Origin of the sequence: Streptomyces sp. NPDC059909 (assembly GCF_042730885.1) — a bacterium.
Taxonomy (GTDB): domain Bacteria; phylum Actinomycetota; class Actinomycetes; order Streptomycetales; family Streptomycetaceae; genus Streptomyces.
In genome coordinates this window covers 29,926-52,892 of record NZ_JBHWKX010000044.1, presented here as the reverse complement: position 1 = coordinate 52,892, position 22,967 = coordinate 29,926, and the positions used below count along the sequence as shown (strand labels likewise).

Below are 22,967 nucleotides of genomic sequence, written 5' to 3'. Positions count from 1 at the left end.
CACCCTGTGCGACGGGTGGTTACGGCGTGAGTCAGTCAGGCGTCCATGCGGTCTACGCGGGGCGGACGCTCCCGTAGATCGGCATGTAGTAGATCGACTCCTCGCGGACGTTCGCGCCCGGCTTGGGGGCGTGGATCATCATGCCGTCGCCGATGTAGATGCCGACGTGGCTGATGTCGTCGTAGAAGAAGACCAGGTCGCCGGGGAGAAGATCGCTCGTGGCGACGCGCTGGCCGACCTCGACCTGGTCCCACGTGGTGCGGGGCAGATCGACGCCGGCCGCCTTCCAGGCCGCCTGGGTGAGGCCGGAGCAGTCGTACGAGCTGGGGCCGGTCGCCCCCCACACATACGGCTTGCCGATCTGGTCCCGGGCGAAGGCGAGGACCTTCTCGGCCTTGGCCGCGTAGGTCCCGGCGGACGTGTCGGTGCCGGTGCTCGTCCCGGTGCCGGTGCTCGTCCCGGGGCTGGTCCCGGTGTCCTGGCTCTGCGCCTCCTGCTGCGCGCGCTCCCTCGCCAGGCGCTCCGCCTCGGCCTTGGCCTCCGCCTCCGCCTTGGCCTTCGCCTCGGCCTGCCGGCGAGCCTCTTCCTCCCGCTGACGCTCCAGCGCCTCGAGCCGCGCCTTCTCCTCGGCGGTCAGCTGCGACAGCAGCGTCCGCGCCTCGGCGAGCTTCTGCTGCACCTGCTCCTTGCTGGTGCGCAGCGACTGCTGGGAGGCGGTCAGCGTCTCCAGGCTCTTGGTCGCCTTCGCGCGCTGCTTCGCGGCCTCCGCCTGCTGCGTCTCGAAGTCGGCGATGGCGCCGCGCTGCTCGTCGGAGAGCCGGTCCATCAGATGGGTCTGGTCGAAGTACGCCTGCGGGCTGTCGGCGAAGAGCAGCGCGGCGGTCGGCGTGACCGCACCGGTCCGGTACTGCGCGGCCGCGTACGAACCGAGCGTGCGGCGGGCCTCGTTCAGCGACTCCGTGCGCTTGGCGACATCGTCGAGGATCGTGTCCACCTCGCGGCGCTGCTGCGCGGTCTCCTCTTTCGCCCGGTTGTACTGCTGGGTCGCGGTGCCCGCCTGCCGGTAGAGGTCGTCGACCTTCTTCTGAACCTCTTCGATGCTGGGTCTCGGGTCGGCCTGGGCGCTCTGGGTGGAGAGGAGGGTGACGCCCGCGAGGGCGGCCGTCGTGAACCCGACGGCGGGGGACTTCGTACGCGGATGCGTACGCGTCTTGCGATGCGACGCCAAGGCCGGCATCTCCTTCCGTGGACCGCCTACCGGGTTAGCTGTCGGGTTCGGACGGAACGGAAGGCTGTCCTACGGGCCGAGTTGAGCACGGCCCGATTCACCCCGGTTGTGCATGATGGGTCCCCGGTTCCGAACTTCCTTACGGGAAAGTCGGATTCGGCGTGGGCTGCCCGATTGGCGTAGGTCGCCGTTGGGGGAACGGGCCGCCTGGGCGAGCACGCTAGCCAAACTGTGGTGCCGCTGTGAAGGTCGATGTTCGATATGCCCGATACATTTTCGTGACCTCGGCGTGTCACCGTCGTGCCGCATCCGTCCCGTGCTCGTGATGTGACGGACCGTGTTCGGCCGGTTGTGGTGAAGGCGGCGGCGGGCTGTCGGTGGGGCGGCCTAGACTCGTAGAGCGATGAGCAGCCTCTTTGACGACAGCTTCCTGGCGGACCTCCAGCGCACCTCGGCCTCGGAGGAGCCCCCGCCGCCCGAGCACGACGAGCACGCGCCCCACGAGGAGGACCCGCACGACCTCTTCGAGGGGAAGTTCGACGTGCCCCCGGCCAGGGACGCGTACTACAGGGACGGTGCGCCGCGTCCCGCGGTGGACCCGGCCGCGCTGCTCGAGGGGCTGAACGAGCAGCAGCGTGCCGCCGTCGTGCACACGGGCTCGCCGCTGCTCATCGTGGCCGGTGCCGGCTCCGGCAAGACCCGGGTGCTGACCCACCGGATCGCCCATCTGCTGGCGACCCGCCATGTCCACCCCGGCCAGATACTGGCGATCACGTTCACGAACAAGGCCGCGGGCGAGATGAAGGAGCGCGTCGAGCATCTCGTCGGCCCGCGCGCCAACGCGATGTGGGTCTCCACCTTCCACAGCGCCTGCGTCCGCATCCTGCGCCGGGAGAGCAAGAAGCTCGGCTTCACGTCCTCGTTCTCCATCTACGACGCGGCGGACTCGAAGCGGCTGATGGCGCTGGTCTGCCGTGACCTGGACCTGGACCCGAAGAAGTTCCCGCCGAAGTCCTTCAGCGCCAAGATCTCGAATCTGAAGAACGAGCTGATCGACGAGGAGACCTTCGCCGACCAGGCCGCCGACGGCTTCGAGAAGACGCTGGCCGAGGCCTACCGGATGTACCAGGCCCGGCTGCGCGAGGCCAACGCGCTGGACTTCGACGACATCATCATGACCACCGTCCATCTGCTCCAGGCGTTCCCGGACGTCGCCGAGCACTACCGTCGCCGGTTCCGCCACGTCCTGGTCGACGAGTACCAGGACACCAATCACGCTCAGTACACGCTCGTGCGCGAGCTGGTCGGCACGGGGTACGAGGACCTGGAGCCGGCCGAGCTGTGCGTCGTGGGCGACGCCGACCAGTCGATCTACGCCTTCCGCGGCGCCACGATCCGCAACATCCTCCAGTTCGAGGAGGACTACCCGGACGCGACGACGATCCTGCTGGAGCAGAACTACCGCTCGACACAGACGATCCTCTCCGCCGCCAACGCCGTCATCGAGCGCAACGAGAGCCGCCGCCCCAAGAACCTGTGGACGAACGCGGGCGCGGGCGCGCAGATCACCGGCTATGTCGCGGACACCGAGCACGACGAGGCGCAGTTCGTCGCCGACGAGATCGACCGGCTCACGGACGCGGGCGACGCCAAGGCAGGCGATGTCGCGGTCTTCTACCGGACGAACGCCCAGTCCCGTGTCTTCGAAGAGATCTTCATCCGCGTCGGCCTGCCCTACAAGGTCGTCGGCGGAGTGCGGTTCTACGAGCGCAAGGAGGTCCGCGATGTGCTCGCGTACCTGCGCGTCCTCGCCAACCCCGAGGACAACGTCCCGCTGCGCCGCATCCTGAACGTTCCGAAGCGCGGCATCGGCGAGCGCGCGGAGGCCATGGTCGACGCGCTGGCCCTGCGCGAGAAGATCACTTTTCCGCAGGCGCTGCGGCGTGTGGACGAGGCGTACGGCATGGCCGCCCGGTCGGCCAATGCCGTGAAGCGGTTCAACGCGCTGATGGAGGAGCTGGGCACGATCGTCGAGTCGGGCGCGGGACCGGCGACGGTCCTGGAGGCCGTGCTCGAACGGACGGGGTACCTCGCCGAGTTGCAGGCCTCCACCGACCCGCAGGACGAGACGCGCATCGAGAACCTTCAGGAGCTGGCGGCGGTCGCGCTCGAGTTCGAGCAGGAGCGCGGTGCCGAGGAGGGCTCGGGCACGCTCGCCGAGTTCCTGGAGCAGGTCGCGCTCGTCGCCGACTCCGATCAGATCCCCGACGAGGACGAGGAAGGCGCGGGCGTCATCACGCTGATGACGCTGCACACGGCGAAGGGTCTGGAGTTCCCGGTCGTGTTCCTCACGGGCATGGAGGACGGCGTCTTCCCGCACATGCGGGCGCTGGGCCAGACCAAGGAGCTGGAGGAGGAGCGCCGCCTGGCCTACGTGGGCATCACGCGCGCCCGCGAGCGGCTCTATCTGACGCGGTCGTCGATGCGGAGTGCGTGGGGCCAGCCCGCCTACAACCCGCCGTCGCGGTTCCTGGAGGAGATCCCGGACGCGCACATGCAGTGGAAGCGGACGGGGCCGATGGCCGCTCCGGCCGGGCCGACGTCCGGGATCACGTCCTCGCTGTCGTCCTCAAGGTCGCGTTCCGGCCCGTCGGGCTTCGCCACGCGCCGCGCGTCGGACAAGCCGGTGATCGCGCTGGCCGTCGGGGACCGGGTCACGCACGACCAGTTCGGGCTGGGGACCGTCATGGCGGTGACCGGATCGGGCTCGGACGCGCAGGCGACGATCGACTTCGGGGACGCGAAGCCGAAGCGGCTGCTGCTGCGGTACGCGCCGGTCGAGAAGCTGTAGGAGTGGTCCGCCGGGCCCGGTCCGCCGGGCCCGGCGCGCCCGAGCCTACGCGCCGGATGCGTCGGCGGGGTCGGTGTTAGGACGGGTTGAGGCCGTGGTTGCGCAGCCACGACAGCGGGTCGATCGCCGATCCGCCGCCTGGCCGCACCTCGAAGTGCAGGTGCGGGCCGGTGGAGTTCCCCGAGTTCCCCGAGTACGCGATGACGTCGCCGGCCTTGACCGAGCCCGAGCGGATCTTGGTGCTGCTGAGATGGCAGTACCACGTCTCCGTGCCGTCGGCAGCGGTGACGATGGCCATGTTGCCGTACGCGCTGTTCCACTGGGTGCGGACGGTGCCGTCGGTCGCGGCCATCACCGGGGTCCCGTACGAGACGGGGAAGTCGATACCGGTGTGCATGGACATCCAGTTGACGCCGGCCTGGCCGTAGTAGGCGCTGAGCCCGTGCTGGCTGACCGGCAGGGCGAACTTGGGGCGCAGCGCCTCGCGGCGAGCGGCCTCCTCCTCGCGCTTCTTGCGCTCCGCCTCCTGGCGCGCCTTGAGGTCGATGCGCTCCTGGGTGCGGCTGGCGCGGTCGCCGAAGTCGCGGGCGTCGGCGCTCAGCGCGGCGAGCTGGGTGTCGAGCTTGCTGTTCACGGCGACGGGTTTGACCGACGACGGATCGGCGGCCGTGACCGCGGTCTTGTCGTCCTTCTCGTCGCCACCGGTGAGGCCGCCGACGGACGCGGCCGCGACGCCGGCGACACCCATGACGCAGGCGGAGGGCACGGCCACGGTGAGCATGGCCGAACGCTTCGCGGGGGTGCGGCGACGGCCGCGGCTGCCACCGGAGCGGCGCGCGGGGCGGGGGGCGGGGATGGTCACGGCCGGAGCGGTGACGGTGGCCGCAGCGGCGACGAGCTCTGCATCGTCGGCCGCTTCGGTCGCGTCGATCTCGTCGTGCCCGTTGTCGTAGTCGCCGTATTCGTCGTCCACGTCGACTGCGTCGGATCCGGGCTCGAACCCGGGCTCGGTCTCGGAGCCGGGTTCCGCGGTGTCCGGCTCTGCGTCGAACTCACCCTCGGGGGAGTACTGTTCCGGCACCGCGGCATGAGCGAGCGCGGTCTCGTCGTAGTAGCCGCCGCTGTACGGGGCGTACTCCGTGTACCCAGTGTGCTCCGGGCTGTATTCCCCGTACGCCGCGTAGTCCGCCTCCGGCTCGTAGGCCTCGGTGGCCTGCGCCTGGGCGGGAACGGAGTGGTCGGTCCCGGCGCCCGAGTTCCAGGCGGTGGCGTCGTACGCGCCGGAGTCGTACGAGCTCGTGCCGTACCCGGCCGCGGGCCACTGGCCCATCGTGCCTGTCGTGCTCGCGGTGCCGTACGCGTCGTAGGCATCGTACGCGAAGGTGGCCGCGGCGGTCTCGAACCGCCCCGTCTGGTTCCAGGCGTTGGCGTCCCACTGACCGGTGGTGTCGTACTGCTGCTGCTGTCCCTGCGCCGCGTAGGCGTCGTACCCCGTCGTCGCCGACTGCCACTGAGTCGCGTCGTACGGGCCACTCTGCCCGGCGTCGTAGTCGTAACTGCCCGGAAGGGCGCCGAAGAGCGGGTCGGTGTCGAAGCTGCCGGCGGCGTAGGTGTCGTACCCGGCGTCTGGGTGCTGGTCGTTCACCAACTTCTCTCTCGCCTCGGCAGCAGGACCAGGATCCGGGGCCACCCGCGACGGGGGTTCCCGAGGAACGCAGTGGGCGCGACTGTACCCGGCGGTATGCGACGCCGACAATCTTCCGCAGGTTTTGAGGGGACGGGAAACGGGCATTCGGCCGTGTTTCGGCGGAGGTGGGCAGAGCTTTGGCCTTACGTTCGAAAAATGTTCGAGATCCGTTCAGGTGCCGGGGACTTCAGGCGACCGACACGGCTCCCGACATTCCGGCGTCCGATTCCGAGGTCTCGAGTGCTTCGCGGATGCTCGCCGCGACGGTGGGGTGCACGGGCATGGCGAGATGGCCGATACCGCTGACCCGGACGTTCCGCACGATCAGATCCGGATGGTCGATGCACGCCGTTTCCAGCGGGATCATCAGCTGGTCGAGATCGCTCCAGAAGCTGATGAACCGCGTCCGGCACCCGGGCGCCGGCAGCCGCAGCTCCTCCAGGACCGCGGAGCCCGGGCGCATCTGGCGCACGATGGGGTGAGCGCTCGCGAGCGGGACCACGCTGGTGCCCGAATGGGGGGTGCCGAGCGTGACGAGCGTACGGACGCGCCGGTCGCCGCCGAGCCGCTGGACGTAATAGCGGGCGATGAGGCCGCCGAGGCTGTGCCCGACGATGTCGACCTCGCGACGGCCGGTGCGGGCGCAGATCTCCTCGATGTGGCGGCCGAGCAGCTCGGCCGCTGTCCGTATGTCACAGGTCAGCGGTGAGTAGTTGAGCGACTCGATATGACGCCACCCGTTGCGGGCGAGGGAGCGGCGCAGGAGAACGAAGACCGAGCGGTTGTCGATGAAGCCATGGAGCAGGACCACGGGAGGATGCGCACGCTCCTGGGTGGGCAGCATCGAGGTCCCGATCGGGGTCCCGGAGGCGTCGCCCTCCGGGCGGTCCGGGCGCTCCGAGGCCATCCCCGATGGGTAGAGGAGCAAATGGCCGACGAGGATCGCCAGCTCCAGGGCGGTGGCCCGAAGCAGCACGGTCGACAGTCGTATCCGCAAGAGCGGCAGGAATCCCATGGCCGACCTCCCGAACGGCACACAGGTCGACGGCTCCGTCCCCCGTATGCCCTCATGGGGCTGCCGATGGAGCCGTACCGCCGTGCCGCGCGGCTGGCGGCACGGTGGTACGGCGACCGAGTAGCGGCTCCCCTTGCGCTCGTCCCGTCCCTGCTGCGGTGGTGTCGCGTGCGACTCGTTGCGGCCCGATGCGGGTACGACGCGTAGCGAACATGTCCCACGTGTGATTTCCCCCTCGCTATCCACCGTGAAACGGCCGGTTGCGGGATGCTGTAGATAACGTTCGTTCACTCCCCGGCCCGTCCGGCGCGGGGGTCCGTGCCAGTGACGGCGCAGTCGGTATGTGGAGGCAGTGATGGGTGTGACCGGTCCGATCCGCGTGGTGGTGGCCAAGCCGGGTCTCGACGGCCACGATCGCGGTGCGAAGGTGATCGCGCGGGCGCTGCGCGACGCCGGTATGGAGGTCATCTACACCGGGCTGCACCAGACCCCCGAGCAGATCGTGGACACCGCCATCCAGGAGGACGCCGACGCGATCGGCCTCTCGATCCTGTCCGGCGCGCACAACACGCTGTTCGTCAAGGTGCTCGAGCTTCTGAAGGAGCGTGACGCGGAGGACATCAAGGTCTTCGGCGGCGGCATCATCCCGGACGCGGACATTCCTCCGCTCAAGGAGAAGGGTGTCGCCGAGATCTTCACTCCCGGCGCGACGACGGCGTCCATCGTCGACTGGGTCAACGCCAACGTCCGCCAGCCCGCAGAGGCCTAGCCCCTCCGGGGCCGCCCGGTGCGGGGCGGGGTGCCTGCCCTGGCACCCCGCGCCCAGGCATGCCCGGGGCTCGCCCGGCGCCGCAGCGCCGGACGGGCTGAGTGGTCGGGGGGTGCCCCGCGCCGGGGCAGTGCCGTTGGGTTTGTGGGCATTCGTTCCGCAGGTCGGAACGGGTGGGCACAAACCACCCACCGGGCCGCGGCCGGCGGCGTGCCCCACCCCCCCACCGACAGCAGCCGCACCAAGCCCGTCCGGCGCTTGAGGACGGACACACCGGCCACGCCCGCGGTACCGGGCACACCGCCGGAGGCACCCCGCACCGTCAACCGATCAGCGCCAGTTCCGCGTGCATCGCCGCGCGCAGGCGCAACGTGGAGACGAGGCGCTGGAACGCCTCGGACCAGTAGCCCCCCGCCCCCGGCGACGCCCCCTCCGCCTCGTCCGGCGTCGCCGTCAGCAGCTCGAGGCGCGACGCCTCCGCCGGGTCGAGGCAGCGCTCGGCGAGGCCCATGACGCCGCTGAAGCTCCAGGGGTAGCTGCCCGCGTCCCGGGCGATGTCGAGCGCGTCGACCACCGCGCGGCCGAGCGGCTCGGCCCAGGGCACCGCGCAGACGCCGAGGAGCTGGAACGCCTCCGACAAGCCGTGCGCGGATATGAACGCCGCGACCCATCCCGCCCGTTCCTCCTCCGGCAGCGTCGCCAGCAGCTTCGCCCGCTCGGCCAGTGACGACGTGCCGGGCCCGGTCGACGACGGCGCGGCGGGCGCGCCGAGGAGGGCGCGGGACCACTCCGGGTCCCGCTGCAGCACGGCCGCCCGGCACCACGCCGCGTGCAGCTCGTCGCCCCAGTCGTCGGCCACGGGCAGGGCGACGATCTCCGCCGCCGTACGCCCGCCGAGCCGTGCGGCCCAGATGGACAGTGGCGCGGCCTCCACCAACTGGCCGAGCCACCACGACCGTTCGCCCCGCCCCGACGGCGGCGTGGGCACGACCCCGTCGCGCTGCATCGCCGCGTCGCATTCGTGCGGCGCCTCCACGATGATCCCCGCCGCGCCGTCCGCCCGGTCGAGGCCGACGCAGGTGGCCGCCCGTCCGGCCATCCGCGCGGCGAGCGCGGAGTGCGGCAGCGCGGACAGCAGCTCGGCCGCGGTCGCCCGGACGTTGCGGCTGCGGTCGGACAGCGCCTGCTCCAGGAAGGGCTCGTCCGCGTCGGACAGTCCCGAGCGCAGGGAGTCCAGGAACATCAGCCGGTCCTCCGCCCGCTCGGTCGGCCAGGTCCCGGTCAGGAGCGCCAGCGCCGCAGCCGGATCGTGCGCCCGTACGGAGGCGAGCAGGGCGACCCGCTCGGCGAAGAGCCCCTCCTCCCACAGCCGCCGCACCGCGGGCACGTCCTCGGGGGCCGGCAGCACGGACCCGCCCGAACTGCCGCGCAGCGCGAACTTCCATTCCGGGTTGAAACGGGCGAGCCACAGCCCGCGCGGCCCGGCGAAGCGCAGAACCAGGGGCCGCAGGTCGGTGCGGGCGCGGGCGGCGTCGAGGAGGGCGGGCAGCGCGGACGCCGGGGCGCGGTACCCGTGCGCGTCGGCGGCGGCCAGCCACTGCGGCAGCAGCTCCGTGAGGTCGGGCGCCGCGCCGCGCCGACCGCCGGAGCCCGCGGGGGCGGCCCGGTCGGCGAGCAGTTGGGCGAGCCTGCGCCGGGCCGGCTCGGGCAGCACGCGCCGGGAGTCGTGCGGTGCCGGTTCCGGAAGCGGCCCCGCCGCGGCGGGCCGCAGCCCGGCGCGGCGCCGCACGGTGTGCGTCGCGGCCGCGTCGAGCAGAGCGAGCGGCGCCTCCTTGCCGGGCGGCACGAGATCGACGGGCGGAGTCCTGCGGTCGGTGCCGAGGAGAGCCGAGGTGACGAGCTCTTCCCAGGCGGTCGTGCGGGTGGTGCTGGTCATCGGGTCCTCCGTCGTACGTCCATGAGCGCGTCCATACGGTCAGGTCAGGGTGACCGTCTCGGGGGTCTCGTCGGACCAGGCGGCCAGCGGCGCGAAACCGCGGTGCCCGAACTCGCCGAAGACGGTGACCGGGCCGCCGCCGGACACGGCGACGAGCTTCCACAACCCGGGGCGGGACAGCGCGACCGGCGCGACCGGCAGCGCGGACCGCCCGTCCGCGTCGGCCAGTTGCCAGCCGTCGTGCCCCTGGACCGGTATGACCCCGGACAGCGTGACCGGCCAGGAGTCCAGCCACGGGTCCTCGCGCAGCGCCGCCCCGTACGCGGCGAGCGCGTCGGCCGTGGAACCGCCCGGCGGCGGCGCCTTGATCGGGACCGGGGCGCCGAACTGCTCGCCCAGGTCCGCCCGCAACTGCCCCGCGCCCCCGTACGCCATGAGCTCGGCGTCGATCATCAGTCCGGCGGGCAGGGCCATTTGCGGCGCGCGCCCGGCTGCCCCGAAGGAGAGCAGCAGCGCCGTCCGCCCGGTCTCCCGCCCGTGGAGCCATATGTGCCGCGTGGTGATCTTCCCGTCGGTCGTGTCGTACTGCGCGAGCACCAGCCAGTCGTCCCTGACCGCGGGCCCTTCCGCCGGCGCGGTCAGCCCGATCCGCGTGCGCACGGCAGCGGCCAGTGGCTCCGGCAGCCGCTGCACGTCCAGCCAGGCCCGGTCGAGGAGGTGCACCAGCGCACTCTCCTCCAGCAGCCGCACCGGCCAGCCCGGCCCGGAGCCGGGGATGGCGCCCAACTCGCGGACCCGCCCTGCCAGTCCGGGCGCCTGGGCGTCGACCATGCGCGCGGCCGTCTCCTCCCACAGTCCGTACCCGGCCTGCTCCGCCGAGGCGAGACCTCCGCGCATCAGATCCGCCAGCCGCTGCTCCAGCTCCGTCGCCCCCGCGGTGATACGGCCTGCCCGGCGCTCGGCCCTGCGCCTGGCCGCCTCCGGATCGGCGGTCCTCGCGGACTGCCCCTCGCCCGGCCCCCGTTCCCCCGTCTCCGCCGCGCGCTTGCGGCGCCCGGCCAGCCACTCGTCCGCCCAGTCCGGCACCTCGGAGTCCCGGACCGTCTCCTCGTCGCCCGCCCAGAGCAGCAGCAGCCCCAGCGCGTGCTTGCACGGGAACTTCCGGCTCGGGCAACTGCACTTGTACGCCGGGCCCGTCGTGTCCACGATCGTCTGATACGGCTTGCTGCCGCTGCCCCTGCACAGCCCCCAGACGGCGCCCGAGCCGCTGCTGCCCGCGCCCGACCACGGCCCGGCCGCGCCGAGCTTGCTTCCCGCCCTGCGTGACGAGTCGTCAGGAGCCAGGGCCAGCACCTGTTCCGCCGTCCAGCGCACCCCCTGCTGATTCATGGGAACGACCGTACGGGCCGCCACTGACAATGCGGCCCGACCTGGGCATCCGTGGGATCGGTGGCGATTTGACTTGACCATTTCTTACGATTCGCTGCAGGTGCCACACGGTCCAAGGGGGGATCCGCATGAACCGCACCACCCGCACCACCCGCGCCGTCCGCACCACCCGCGCCGCCGCTGCCGCGGCAGGGCTCGCGTTCGGCCTCGTCGGCTGTGACGCGGCCGTCGACCAGGTCGACAAGGCCATGAACGAGACGTACCAGGTGACGTACGAAGTCACGGGCAAGAACGTCGACTCGATCGAGTACAACGCCGGTGCCGGCACCGCGACCGAGCCGAAGCTCGAGTCGGTGCAGAAGCCCACGCTGCCGTGGAAGAGGACCGTGACGCTGAAGGGCATCGCGGCGCCCACGGTCGTACCGATCGCGGTGGACCCCGTCGGGGCCGAGGTCGTCTGCACGATCACGTACCAGGGCAAGGTCATCAAGGAGGAGTCCGGCGCTGGTATCGCGGCCGCCACCGGCTGTGTCGCGATCTCCCCGATCACCGGGTAAGCCGCCCTCGCCACACCCGACTTCCGTCCCTCGTCGCGGCTCCGGCCTGCGGAAACGGTCGATTGTCAGTGGCATGGTGCACGGTGGGACCCACATCCGGTCGACCGATCTGGAGGGGGATCCATGACCGTGCCCGAAACCGGTGCAGACACCGGCGCCGAGGCCCTGCGGCCGCATGCCGAGGACGCCTTCGCCGACGAACTCGAGGCGCTGGCCGCGGCCGACGACCGGCCGCGGCCGGCCCGCTGGCGGCTCTCGCCGTGGGCCGTGGCCACGTATCTGCTCGGCGGCACGCTGCCCGACAGCACGGTGATCACGCCGAAGTACGTGGGGCCGCGCAGGATCGTCGAGGTCGCCGTCACGACGCTCGCGACCGACCGCGCGCTGCTGCTGCTCGGCGTGCCCGGCACCGCGAAGACCTGGGTGTCCGAGCATCTCGCCGCAGCCGTCAGCGGAGACTCCACGCTGCTCGTCCAGGGCACGGCGGGTACCCCCGAGGAGGCCATCCGCTACGGGTGGGACTACGCGCAGCTGCTGGCCCACGGCCCCAGCCGCGACGCGCTCGTGCCCAGCCCCGTCATGCGCGCGATGTCCGAGGGGATGACCGCGCGCGTCGAGGAGCTCACCCGCATTCCGGCGGACGTGCAGGACACGCTCATCACGATCCTGTCGGAGAAGACCCTGCCGATCCCCGAGCTGGGGCAGGAAGTGCAGGCGGTCCGCGGCTTCAACCTCATCGCCACGGCCAACGACCGTGACCGCGGGGTCAACGACCTGTCGAGCGCGCTGCGCCGCCGGTTCAACACGGTGGTGCTGCCGCTGCCCGCGACCGCGGACGCGGAGGTCGACATCGTGTCACGACGCGTCGACCAGATGGGGCGCTCGCTCGACCTGCCCGCGGTGCCCGAGGGCGTCGACGAGATCCGCCGCGTGGTGACGGTCTTCCGTGAGCTGCGCGACGGGATCACGGCCGACGGCCGTACGAAGCTCAAGTCCCCTTCGGGGACGCTCTCCACGGCCGAGGCGATCTCGGTCGTCACGAACGGCCTCGCGCTCGCGGCCCACTTCGGCGACGGCGTGCTCCGCCCGGGCGACGTGGCGGCCGGCATCCTCGGCGCGGTCGTCCGCGACCCGGCGGCGGACCGCGTCATCTGGCAGGAGTACCTGGAGACGGTGGTGCGGGAGCGGGACGGCTGGAAGGACTTCTACCGCGCGTGCCGAGAGGTGAGCGCGTGACGGCGGCGGTCATGGCCGCGACGACCCGGGCCACGGTCGAGGCGCCGCTCGCCCTGCGCTCCGCCGTGGAGGGTGCGGCCCTCGTCGCGGGGGTCCCTCCCGGGCCGGCTTCGCGGGTGGACGCTTCGGCGGCCACCACCCCCGTCGCGGCCATGTCCGACGTCGAGCCCGGCGGGTCCGTACGGGCGGGCGTGCCGGGCGAGTTCGGCGTCCCGCAGGACGGGGGAGCGGCGGACACCGTCACCGCCCGGGCCGTGGAGAGGGCATGGCCCGGCGACGGGCCGCTCGTCCTCGGGGTGCGGCATCACGGGCCCGGCTCGGCGCGGGCGGTGCGGGCCGCGCTCGAGGCGACCGAGCCCAGGGCGGTGCTGATCGAGGGGCCGCCCGAGGGGGACGCCCTGCTGCCGCTCGCCGCGGACGAGGGGATGGTCCCGCCGGTCGCGCTGCTGGCACACGCCGTGGACGACCCCGGGCGGGCGGCGTTCTGGCCGATGGCGGAGTTCTCGCCCGAGTGGGTCGCGATCCGCTGGGCGCTGGCGCACGACGTGCCCGTACGGTTCATCGACCTGCCCGCCACGCACTCCCTGGCCGCGGCCGCCGACCCCTCGTGGGGCGACGAGGACGAGGAAGGGGAGGTGCACCCGGGCGGAGGCGAGGCGGCGCTGCGTGTCGACCCGATCGCGGTGCTGGCCGAGACCGCCGGTTACGACGACCCGGAGCGCTGGTGGGAGGACGTGATCGAGCACCGGGGCGCCACACCGTCGGCGCCCGGCGCCACATCCCCTGCCGGCCCGCTGACGCCGTTCGCCGTGCTCGGCGAGGCCATGGCCGCGCTGCGCGAGGTGTACGGACACGGCGGGCACGACCGCGACCTCGTGCGCGAGGCCCATATGCGCATCCAACTGCGGTCGGCACGCAAGGAGTTCGGGGACGAGATCGCCGTCGTCTGCGGTGCCTGGCACGTCCCCGCGCTGACCGGGCGGGCCGGGAAGCCGACCGTCACGGCCGACCGCGCCCTGCTCAAGGGGCTGTCCAAGGTCAAGACCGAGATGACCTGGGTGCCCTGGACGCACCGCAGGCTTTCCCGGCGCAGTGGATACGGCGCGGGAATCGAGTCGCCCGGCTGGTACGCGCATCTGTTCAGCGCCCCCGACCGCCCTGTCGAGCGCTGGATGACGAAGGTCGCCGGGCTGCTCAGGGACGAGGACCGGATCGTCTCGTCCGCCCATGTCATCGAGGCGGTCCGGCTCGCCGCGACACTGGCCTCGATGCGCGGCCGGCCGCTCGCCGGGCTGAGCGAGACGACCGACGCGATACGGGCCGTGATGTGCGAGGGCTCCGACGTGCCGCTCGGGCTGATCCAGGACAGGCTGATCACCGGCGACGTGCTCGGCGAGGTGCCGGAGGCCGCTCCTGCCGTTCCGCTGCAGCGCGACGTGACCCGCCTCCAGCGCACCCTGCGGCTCAAACCGGAGCTGCTGGAGCGCGAGGTGGAGCTCGATCTGCGCAAGGAGACCGACGCCTCGCGCAGTCGGCTGCTGCACCGGCTGCGGCTCCTCGGAGTCGGCTGGGGCTCGCCGGTGGCGGGGCGCGGTTCGACCGGCACGTTCCGGGAGACCTGGCGACTGCGCTGGGAGCCCGAGCTGTACGTCAAGGTGGCCGAGGCCGGGGTATGGGGCACCACGGTGCTCTCGGCCGCCACGGCCAGGGCCGAGTCCGAGAGCGCGTCGGCTACCGCCCTCGCCGAGGTGACGGCGCTGGCCGAGCGCTGCCTCCTGGCCGAACTGCCCGACGCGCTCCCCGTGGTGATGAAGGCCCTCGCCGACCGTGCCGCCCTCGATGCGGACGTCGGCCACCTCGCCCAGGCGCTGCCCGCGCTCGCCCGCTCCCTGCGGTACGGGGACGTGCGGGCCACGGACACCGCCGCGCTCGGCGAGGTCGCGGCCGGGCTCGCCGAGCGGATCTGCGTCGGCCTGCCGCCCGCCTGCACGGGGCTCGACGCGGACGGCGCCGCCGAGATGCGCGGCCATCTCGACGGCGTGCACACGGCCATAGGCCTCCTCCCCGGGGCCCAGGCCGAGGCCGGGGCCGGAGAACTGGCCGGGCGCTGGGCATCCGTCCTGCGCAAGCTCGCCGCGCGCGACGCGGTGCCCGGGGTGATACGGGGGCGCGCGGCCCGGCTGCTGCTGGACGACGGGCGGCTCGCCGAGGACGAGGCCGCGCGGCTCATGGGTCTCGCGCTCTCGCCGGGCACCCCGCCCGCCGACGCCGCGGCCTGGATCGAGGGCTTCGTCGGCGGCGCGTCAGGTGGCGGCATGCTCCTGGTGCACGACGAGCGACTGCTCGGGCTCGTCGACGCCTGGCTGTCGTCGGTGCCGGCCGACGCGTTCACGGACGTACTGCCGCTGCTGCGGCGCACGTTCTCGGCGTACGAGCCGGGTGTCCGGCGCACGTTGGGTGAGCTGGTGCGACGCGGCCCGGCGGCAGCGGGCGAGGGGCCGGTGCGGAGGGACGCCGGTGTGCCCGGATTCGGGGCCGGACTCGACGAGGAGCGGGCCGACGCGGTGCTGCCCGTGCTGCGGCTGATCCTGGAGGGGGACCACGTATGACCATGCTCGACACAGCCCGCACGGCCGCCGCCGGGGTGGGCGCGGCGGCGCGCACAGCGATCGACAGGGCGGTGGACACCGCATCCGACGAGCGGCTGCGGCGCTGGCGGCTCGTGCTCGGCGGGGGAGCGGCCGACGGGACGGGCTGCACCCTGACCGGGACGGACGCCGCGATGGACGGTGCGCTCGGCGCGCTCTACGGCACGGGGAGCGGCAAGGAGCGCGGGAGCGGGAGGCGTTCGGGCGGCCTCGAAGGCTCCGCGCCGAATGTGGCGCGCTGGCTCGGCGACATCCGGACGTACTTCCCGAGCTCCGTCGTCCAGGTCATGCAGCGCGACGCGATCGACCGTCTCGGCCTCAGCGCACTGCTGCTGGAGCCGGAGATGCTGGAGGCCGTCGAGGCGGACGTCCACCTCGTGGGGACACTGCTCTCGCTCAACAAGGCCATGCCCGAGACGACGAAGGAGACCGCCCGAGCGGTCGTCCGGAAGGTCGTCGAGGATCTGGAGAAGCGGCTGGCGACCCGCACCCGCGCCACCCTCACCGGCGCGCTCGACCGCAGCGCCCGCATCAGCCGGCCGCGCCACCGGGACATCGACTGGGACCGTACGATCCGGGCGAACCTCAAGAACTATCTCCCCGAGTTCAACACCGTCGTGCCCGAGCGGCTCATCGGCTACGGACGCGCCTCGCAGGCGGTGAAGAAGGACGTCGTGCTGTGCATCGACCAGTCCGGGTCGATGGCGGCGTCCGTCGTCTACGCCTCGGTGTTCGGGGCGGTGCTCGCGTCCATGCGGTCGATCGCGACCCGGCTCGTCGTGTTCGACACCTCGGTCGTCGATCTCACGGACCAGCTGGACGACCCGGTGGACGTGCTGTTCGGCACCCAGCTCGGCGGCGGTACGGACATCAACCGCGCCCTCGCGTACTGCCAGTCGCAGATAACCCGGCCCGCCGACACCGTCGTCGTGCTGATCAGCGACCTCTACGAGGGCGGCATACGGGACGAGATGCTCAAGCGGGTCGCGGCGATGAAGGCGTCGGGTGTGCAGTTCGTCGCACTGCTCGCGCTCTCCGACGAGGGGGCGCCGGCGTACGACCGCGAGCATGCGGCGGCGCTGGCGGCGCTCGGGGCACCGGCGTTCGCGTGCACGCCCGACCTGTTCCCGGAGGTGATGGCCGCGGCGATCGAGAAGCGGCCGCTGCCGGTGCCGTCCGACGCATGAGGCAGGGTGCGGCAGGGAGTGCCCGGGGTGTGCCGGCCCACAGCGGGGATCGTGCATGGCGATCCGCTGCTCATAACGGACATGGCGACTCATCAGTAACAAGGGGCTTGCGTGACCCCAGGAGTCTCGTGCAAGCATCGTCCTCGCTGCCCTCGGAGGGGCAGGTTCCGCGACTGGGAGGGCTCGTCCCGCTTTGACTGTCACCGCTGCTCAGCCGGCAGCCGCCGTGCGCCTCGAGCGCGGGGCGGCCAGGCGGCATGCGGTGCGCGCGGTGCAGGCGCTGCTGTTCGTCGGCGGGCTGGTGGTGCTGGGGTTCGTCCTCGGCGGCCAGGCGCACGCGGCGGAGCAACCGGCTGCGGGTACGCCGCTCGAAGGCGTGGCCCGTACCGAACCGGTCGGGCAACTCCGTGACGCGGCGGAGCCGGTGGCCGAGCGCCTGCCGACGGCTGACCCGGCGCCCGTTGCCGCGCCGATGACGAAGCCGGTGACCGGGCCGGGTGTTGACACGGTCGTCGTCACGTCCGTCGCCGACACGGCCGTCAAGCCGGTCGTGGAGTCGGTCGTCACGCCCGTCGGTTCGACATCCGGTGCGGTCGTCGAGCGCGTGGTCGAGCCGGTCGCCGAGCCCGTCGAGCAGGTCGTGGAAGGGGCCGTTCAGGGCGTGGCGCAGACCGTGCCCGTGCCGCCGGTGCCCGCACGGTCGTCGCCCGCGGAGGACTGGCCCTCCCGGATCTGGCCCGGTGACGGGCCCGGTGTGTCCCTCCCCGTGCCCGCCCAGGAATGGCCGCAGGGCTCCGCCCCGGCCGTCGTCCATCGCGACGAGCCGCGCTCCGACGAGCCCGCGGCCGATGCGTCCGAGCGCACCCGGGCGGCCATGCACGACAACGCACAGGCTTACCTCGACGCGTACGTGCACCGTGCGTCCGGGGCATACGTGACGGCCGCGCAGGGAAGTCCGTTCGGCGGGCGGCTGCCGTTCCTGCCCGGTCACGCGCCGGCAGGTCCGGGCGGCAGCGCCGTCGTCCAGTCCGTCGGTGACGGCCACACACAGCGCGGCGGTGACCAGCACGGCGCCTGGTTCTCGCAGGGCATGGCGTTCGGGCTCGTTCCCGGTTCCCTGCAGCCGGTCTCCGGCACCGCGGTGCGCGAGCGGCACCGCGACGTTCTCGAATTCCCCGGATAGGGCAGGCCGTTCCTCTCGCCTGAGACCTGCCGCGCGGGGGCGGAGCAGGTCTGCCCGAACCCCCCGAATTCGAAGGAACTTCCCAACGATGAACAAGAACATCCGCCGCTCCATAGCCGTCGCGGCCGGCGCCGCCGGTATGTGGGCCGTCGGCACCGCAGCCGCAAGCGCGGACGAGCTGCCCTCGCTGTCCCTCTCGGCCCCGGACCAGGCGATCGACGCGGTCGACACGGTCGAGGACACGGTCACCGGCGTCACCGGCGTCATCGAGGACGCCCCCGCCGTCGCCGCCGCCACCGGCACGGCGCAGAACGCTGCCGGCGCCGGGGTCGCCGGGGCCGAGGAGGCCAGGGGCGCCGTGCAGAACGCCACCCAGACCCCGGCCGTGTCCACCGCGGACCAGGCCCGTCAGTACGCCGATGGCGAGCTCGCCGACGCCCAGAGCGAGATCGACTACCTCTTCGGCCCGCTGTCCGCCTTCGCTCCCGAGCTCGTGGACCGGGTCCCCACCGCCGCTCAGGGCTTCGCCCAGAGTGCTGCCACCGCCGCGACCCCGATCGCCGACGAGACGGCGCAGGACGTCCTGCCCCCGATCGCCGGCCGGGCGGTCGACGGTGTCGTCCCGGTCGCCGGTCAGGCGGTCGGTGACGTCGGCGGCCTCGCCACGGGCGTCGTCGGCGACGTGACCCCGTTCGCGGGCGGTGTCGTGGGCGAGGTCCAGCCCTTCGCCGGCAGCGTGGTCGACGAGGTCCAGCCCTTCGCGGGCGGCGTCGTCGGCGCGGTCCAGCCGCTCGTCGAGACCGTCGTCGACCACGTCGAGCCGGTCGTGTACGGGGTCGGCGGCTCCGCCGGCACCCTCGCGGGCGGTGTCGTCGGCGACGTCCAGCCGTTCGCCGGCGGCGTGGTCTCCGAGGTGCAGCCGTTCGCGCAGGACCTGACCGGCACGGTCGCCACGACCCCGGTCGCCGGCAACGCCCTCTCCGGCGTGGAGGGCGTGGCCTACGCGGTCACCCCGAGCTACGTCGACAGCCTGGGCCACAACCTGGCCCAGGGCATCTGACGACGCCACGCACCAGGTGACCGGCGGGTCACGGACATCGACGGGCGGTCCCTGTTGGGGTGGGGGCCGCCCGTCCCCGTTCCCCCGGGCGCGCAGCCCGCACCCGGCTCCGGCCCGCAGCCGGGCCACACCTCACCCCCACCCGTGTCGGCCCCGGCCCCCGGCTCCGGCTCCCGTGCCCGGCCCGTGCCCCCGTCGTGGCCGTCCCGTAACCGCAGAGTTCCGCCACGCGCGCTATCTGTGACAGGTATCACCGCTCCGGTGTGATCTGTGATTTAGGGACCCACGTCCCTCGGGGATAACCTGCGAGACGGACATGCCGCGTGCCCGGACACCGTGTACGCCTCCCTAGTGACTGCGCAGTCACGTTGCCCTTCGCGGCACGCCCACGCAGACAACGAACCGCGAATCACTGAAAAGGGACGGACGCGCGTGGACCTGTTCGAGTACCAGGCGAGGGACCTCTTCGCCAAGCACGGTGTACCGGTGCTGGCCGGTGAAGTCATCGACACGCCTGAGGCGGCGCGCGAGGCGACCGAGCGACTGGGCGGCCGTTCGGTCGTCAAGGCGCAGGTGAAGGTCGGCGGCCGCGGCAAGGCCGGTGGCGTGAAGCTGGCCGCCACGCCGGACGAGGCTGTCGCCCGCGCGACGGACATCCTCGGCATGGACATCAAGGGCCACACGGTCCACAAGGTGATGATCGCCGAGACCGCGCCCGAGATCGCCGAGGAGTACTACGTCTCGTACCTCCTCGACCGCACCAACCGCACCTTCCTGGCCATGGCCTCGGTCGCGGGCGGCATGGACATCGAGGAGGTCGCCGCGACGACCCCCGAGAAGCTCGCCAAGATCCCGGTCGACGCCAACGAGGGCGTCACCGCCGAGAAGGCCCGCGAGATCGTCGAGGCCGCGAAGTTCCCGGCCGCGGTCGCGGAGCAGATCGCCGAGATCCTGCAGACCCTGTGGAAGACCTTCGTCGCCGAGGACGCGCTCCTCGTCGAGGTCAACCCGCTCGCCACGGTCGCCGACGGCCGCGTGCTGGCCCTGGACGGCAAGGTGTCGCTGGACGCCAACGCCGAGTTCCGTCAGCCCTCGCACGCCGAGCTCGAGGACAAGGCATCGGCCAACCCGCTCGAGGCCGCTGCCAAGGCCAAGGGCCTCAACTACGTCAAGCTCGACGGCGAGGTCGGCATCATCGGCAACGGCGCGGGTCTGGTCATGTCGACCCTCGACGTCGTCGCGTACGCCGGTGAGCACCACAACGGTGTGAAGCCCGCCAACTTCCTCGACATCGGTGGCGGCGCCTCCGCCGAGGTCATGGCGAACGGCCTCGAGATCATCCTCGGCGACCCGGACGTCAAGTCCGTCTTCGTCAACGTCTTCGGCGGCATCACCGCGTGCGACGCGGTCGCCAACGGCATCGTGCAGGCCCTGGAGCTCCTCGAGTCCAAGGGCGAAGAGGTCACCAAGCCGCTGGTCGTGCGCCTCGACGGCAACAACGCGGAGCTGGGTCGCCAGATCCTGGACGACCGCAACCACCCGCTCGTGCAGCGTGTGGACACCATGGACGGAGCGGCCGACAAGGCCGCCGAGCTGGCTGCGAAGTAAGGGACGAGGACACCAACACCATGGCTATCTTCCTCACCAAGGAATCCAAGGTCATCGTCCAGGGCATGACCGGCTCCGAGGGCCAGAAGCACACCAAGCGCATGCTTGCTTCCGGCACGAACATCGTCGGTGGCGTGAACCCGCGCAAGGCGGGCACGACGGTCGACTTCGACGGCGCCGAGATCCCCGTCTTCGGGTCGGTCGCCGAGGCCATCGAGAAGACCGGCGCCGACGTGACGGTCATCTTCGTCCCGGAGAAGTTCACCAAGGACGCGGTCATCGAGGCGATCGACGCCGAGATCGGCCTCGCGGTCGTCATCACCGAGGGCGTCGCCGTCCACGACACCGCGCAGTTCTGGGCGCACGCGGGCGCCAAGGGCAACAAGACCCGGATCATCGGTCCGAACTGCCCGGGTCTGATCACCCCCGGCCAGTCGAACGCCGGCATCATCCCGGCCGACATCACCAAGCCCGGCCGCATCGGTCTCGTGTCCAAGTCCGGCACGCTGACCTACCAGATGATGTACGAGCTCCGTGACATCGGCTTCAGCTCCTGCGTCGGCATCGGCGGTGACCCGATCATCGGCACCACCCACATCGACGCCCTGGCCGCCTTCGAGGCCGACCCGGACACCGACCTGATCGTGATGATCGGCGAGATCGGCGGCGACGCCGAGGAGCGTGCGGCCGACTTCATCAAGGCGAACGTCACCAAGCCGGTCGTCGGTTACGTCGCGGGCTTCACCGCCCCCGAGGGCAAGACCATGGGCCACGCGGGCGCCATCGTCTCCGGCTCCTCCGGCACCGCACAGGCCAAGCAGGAGGCCCTCGAGGCCGCGGGCGTGAAGGTCGGCAAGACGCCGACCGAGACGGCCAAGCTGGCGCGCGCCATCCTCGCGGGCTGACCTGACCGGTCTTCCCGGACCTTCGAGGTCTCCTGGACCTCCACGGTCCGGCCTGATGGCACGCGGAAGGGCCCGCGCCCCGGACATCCGGGGTGCGGGCCCTTCCGCGTGCCTGCGCCTCTCGTGCTGCCTCTCGTGCTGTGCCTCAGTGGGCGAACGGCAGGAGCCGTTCAGGACCCTTCAGCGGGTGGTGCCGCAGCATCGTGTGCAGCTCGATGTAGCGCTTGGTGATGGCCGGAGGACCGTAGTGGGGCCGTACGCCACCGACCGACTCGCCGGGTGCCTGCGGCTGTTCGTAGTGGCTGTCCGTCGTGGCCATCGTGAGCGCCGCCGCCCCCAGGATCAGGGCGGTGAGCCCGAACGAGGCCCGCGTCCAGAACCGGGTGCGGCGTTCGCTGCCGGCCCGTACGGCACGGGCGGACACGATCTCCGGTCCCGGCGCATGGGCGACCAGCTGGGCCAGCTCCTCCTGCAGGACCTCGGGCTCGGCCAGCTCGGGGAGCCGCTCGGCGACAGCGGCGCGGGCGTGCAGCAGCCGGTTCGCGGCGGCGGGGGTGCTCGCCTCGGTCTCGGCGGCCGTGTCGGGAAGGTCGAGACCGAGCCCGTCGTAGAGGAGCAGCGTGCGGCGGTACGGCGGCGGCAGCTCGAGCAGCGTCTCGCGGAGCGCCTGGCGACTCGACGCCAAGGGCTCGGAAGGCTCGGAGGGGGAGGGCTCGGCAGGCCCGGACGCCTCTGAGGTCCCGACCGTCGGGGTCGGGGCCGTGGGGTCGGGGTGGCGGAGGGAGCGGCGCAGCTGGTGCCAGGGGGACATCGCGTACTCGTACGCCGCCGCGCGCACCCAGCTCGCCGGGTCGCGGTCGACGGCGACCTCGGGCCAGCGCTGCCAGGCGACGTGGAAGGCGTGCTCGACGGCTTCGAGGGACAGCTCGCGGTGGCCGGTGAGCAGATAGGTCTGGCGGGCGAGGTCGGGAGCGGTCTCCGTGTAGAGGGCGTCGAACGCCTCTTCGGCGGTGAGCGCGGGGTCCTCGGCAGGCATGGGGGGAGGCGCCGGGAGGGGGGATGTCCGGCGCCTGGTGCTCTCGGCCGAGGAGGCGGGGAGGGGCGGGGACGGGCGGGCGCGCGCGGGCCCGGTCGAGGGGGCGGCGGTGGGCGGTCCGGTGCGCCGGTTGCCGGTGGGCGGACCGGTGGGCCGGTCGGCGGTGGGAGCGCCCTCCCGCCGTGTCGGCTGTACCTTCCGCGCCCTGTCCGCCTTCGGTGCCACTGCGGCTGCCCTGGCCTCCGCCGGCTCCGTGGCCTTGACGGTCTCCCTGGTCTCCCCGGTCTCCCTGGTCTCCCCGGTCTCCCTGGTCTCCCTGGGCTCCCCCGTCTCCTCGGCCGCCTCGGCATCCCTGGCGGCGATCTCCTCCCCGTACGTGGCGAGCAGCTTCGCGTACACCTCGCGCTTGCGTCCGCGCGGGTTGGTGCGGCCCGCCTCCCAGGACTTGACCGTCGCCCGCGTCACCCCGACGGCCTCCGCGACCTGCTCCTCGCTGAGTGACTTCGCCTCGCGCAGCCTGCGCCTCTCCTTGAGGGAGGGCAGCGGGGAGGCGTCGGTCTCGCTGGGATCCGCGGCACTCTGCGTCATGAAGGGCTCCCCGGGGCCAGAAGGCTGTACTGGGGCGAAAAGTACATAAGCGTATTTTGTGCGACACCACGGCCATCTGCCTGT

At 72.3% G+C, this 22,967-nt stretch carries 17 protein-coding genes and 1 riboswitch; of the genes, 11 read left to right on the top strand and 6 right to left on the bottom strand.

The features are described from left to right. Positions 1–52: 52 nt before the first annotated feature. Positions 53–1,237 (bottom strand): NlpC/P60 family protein, encoded by a 1,185-nt coding sequence (locus ACFV9O_RS26585; RefSeq protein ID WP_385421973.1) that lies wholly within the window; start codon positions 1,235–1,237, stop codon positions 53–55. Further along, positions 1,236–1,400: riboswitch (cyclic di-AMP (ydaO/yuaA leader) on the bottom strand. (Overlaps the previous gene by 2 nt.) Positions 1,401–1,631: 231 nt before the next feature. Here ACFV9O_RS26585 and pcrA point away from each other — a divergent pair. Continuing rightward, positions 1,632–4,079, top strand: coding sequence for a DNA helicase PcrA (gene pcrA / locus ACFV9O_RS26580; protein WP_385421971.1), 2,448 nt, complete (start codon positions 1,632–1,634; stop codon positions 4,077–4,079). 76 nt (positions 4,080–4,155) lie between these two features. On the opposite strand, the gene ACFV9O_RS26575 is transcribed toward pcrA, so the two are convergent. Continuing rightward, positions 4,156–5,724: a M23 family metallopeptidase gene (locus ACFV9O_RS26575; RefSeq protein WP_385421969.1), complete on the bottom strand. Its 1,569-nt coding sequence runs from the start codon at positions 5,722–5,724 to the stop codon at positions 4,156–4,158. A gap of 229 nt (positions 5,725–5,953) precedes the next feature. After that, a complete protein-coding gene (locus tag ACFV9O_RS26570; RefSeq protein ID WP_385421966.1) occupies positions 5,954–6,781 on the bottom strand; it encodes a lipase family alpha/beta hydrolase in 828 nt (275 codons plus the stop codon). Between ACFV9O_RS26570 and ACFV9O_RS26565 the strand changes: the two genes are divergently transcribed. Both ACFV9O_RS26565 and ACFV9O_RS26560 read left to right on the top strand, forming a co-directional pair. Further along, positions 6,780–6,905: a hypothetical protein gene (locus tag ACFV9O_RS26565; RefSeq protein ID WP_385421963.1), complete on the top strand. Its 126-nt coding sequence runs from the start codon at positions 6,780–6,782 to the stop codon at positions 6,903–6,905. The two genes, ACFV9O_RS26570 and ACFV9O_RS26565, sit on opposite strands and share 2 nt — an antisense overlap. 231 nt (positions 6,906–7,136) lie before the next feature. Continuing rightward, positions 7,137–7,550: a cobalamin B12-binding domain-containing protein gene (locus ACFV9O_RS26560; protein WP_385421961.1), complete on the top strand. Its 414-nt coding sequence runs from the start codon at positions 7,137–7,139 to the stop codon at positions 7,548–7,550. Between the two features lie 322 nt (positions 7,551–7,872). Here ACFV9O_RS26560 and ACFV9O_RS26555 read toward each other — a convergent pair whose 3' ends face one another. Together ACFV9O_RS26555 and ACFV9O_RS26550 are read right to left on the bottom strand one after the other, a co-directional pair. Next, a complete protein-coding gene (locus tag ACFV9O_RS26555; protein WP_385421958.1) occupies positions 7,873–9,486 on the bottom strand; it encodes a DUF5691 domain-containing protein in 1,614 nt (537 codons plus the stop codon). A 39-nt stretch (positions 9,487–9,525) separates the two neighbouring features. Next, positions 9,526–10,875, bottom strand: coding sequence for an SWIM zinc finger family protein (locus ACFV9O_RS26550; protein WP_385421955.1), 1,350 nt, complete (start codon positions 10,873–10,875; stop codon positions 9,526–9,528). A 128-nt stretch (positions 10,876–11,003) separates the two neighbouring features. On the opposite strand from ACFV9O_RS26550, the gene ACFV9O_RS26545 reads away from it, so the two are divergent. The 8 genes from ACFV9O_RS26545 to sucD all read left to right on the top strand — a co-directional run bounded on the left by ACFV9O_RS26545 (position 11,004) and on the right by sucD (position 21,259). Continuing rightward, positions 11,004–11,432, top strand: a complete 429-nt coding sequence (locus ACFV9O_RS26545) for an MmpS family transport accessory protein (RefSeq protein WP_385421953.1) — start codon at positions 11,004–11,006, stop codon at positions 11,430–11,432. Between the two features lie 123 nt (positions 11,433–11,555). After that, on the top strand, positions 11,556–12,668 hold the full coding sequence (locus ACFV9O_RS26540; RefSeq protein WP_385421950.1) for an AAA family ATPase: 1,113 nt from the start codon (positions 11,556–11,558) through the stop codon (positions 12,666–12,668). 152 nt (positions 12,669–12,820) lie between these two features. After that, entirely contained in the window at positions 12,821–15,277 is a 2,457-nt protein-coding gene (locus ACFV9O_RS26535) for a DUF5682 family protein (protein WP_385422010.1), read from the top strand. Then, entirely contained in the window at positions 15,274–16,503 is a 1,230-nt protein-coding gene (locus ACFV9O_RS26530) for a VWA domain-containing protein (RefSeq protein WP_385421948.1), read from the top strand. Before ACFV9O_RS26535 ends, ACFV9O_RS26530 begins: the two co-directional genes overlap by 4 nt. A gap of 193 nt (positions 16,504–16,696) precedes the next feature. Then, entirely contained in the window at positions 16,697–17,686 is a 990-nt protein-coding gene (locus tag ACFV9O_RS26525) for a hypothetical protein (protein WP_385421945.1), read from the top strand. Positions 17,687–17,774: 88 nt separating this feature from the next. Then, positions 17,775–18,746: a hypothetical protein gene (locus ACFV9O_RS26520; protein ID WP_385421943.1), complete on the top strand. Its 972-nt coding sequence runs from the start codon at positions 17,775–17,777 to the stop codon at positions 18,744–18,746. 432 nt (positions 18,747–19,178) lie between these two features. Further along, a complete protein-coding gene (gene sucC, locus ACFV9O_RS26515; RefSeq protein WP_385421941.1) occupies positions 19,179–20,354 on the top strand; it encodes an ADP-forming succinate--CoA ligase subunit beta in 1,176 nt (391 codons plus the stop codon). Positions 20,355–20,374: 20 nt separating this feature from the next. Further along, complete coding sequence (sucD, locus tag ACFV9O_RS26510) at positions 20,375–21,259, top strand: succinate--CoA ligase subunit alpha (RefSeq protein WP_385421938.1); 885 nt, start codon at positions 20,375–20,377, stop codon at positions 21,257–21,259. A gap of 145 nt (positions 21,260–21,404) precedes the next feature. Here the strand turns inward: sucD and ACFV9O_RS26505 are convergent, their stop codons facing one another. Then, positions 21,405–22,883 carry a sigma factor-like helix-turn-helix DNA-binding protein gene (locus ACFV9O_RS26505; RefSeq protein WP_385421935.1) on the bottom strand — a complete coding sequence of 493 codons (1,479 nt, stop codon included), beginning with the start codon at positions 22,881–22,883 and terminating at the stop codon, positions 21,405–21,407. Positions 22,884–22,967 lie beyond the last annotated feature (84 nt).